1 protein-coding gene is annotated in these 250 nt (G+C 65.2%); it reads right to left on the bottom strand.

Annotated elements, in window-relative coordinates; genetic code table 11:
* A partial coding sequence (locus L9G74_RS21465) for an ABC transporter substrate-binding protein (RefSeq protein ID WP_238898853.1) occupies positions 1-250 on the bottom strand: 250 nt, incomplete at both ends.

Here is a 250-nt window from a genome sequence, read left to right as displayed (position 1 = left end):
CGCATCGATGATCGGCGTGATAGTGATCTTGTCGAGTTTGGGGCGCTCCGGATCGTAATAGTTTTCGAACCGCTCCAGCACGATCGACTGGCCGAGGGTATGGGAGGCGACCCGGAACGGCCCGGTGCCGACCGGCGTCAAGCCGTATTGGGATTCGCCCAACTGCTCCAACCCGCCGCGGCTGACGATGGTCATGGCCCGGCCGCTCGCGCGTTCCAGCGTCTTGGTCAGGAACGAGGCCTGCGGCGCG

It is taken from the genome of Shewanella electrica, from assembly GCF_022321485.1.
GTDB classification, from domain to species: domain Bacteria; phylum Pseudomonadota; class Gammaproteobacteria; order Enterobacterales; family Shewanellaceae; genus Shewanella; species Shewanella electrica.
This window is presented reverse-complemented; position numbering and strand designations above follow the sequence as displayed.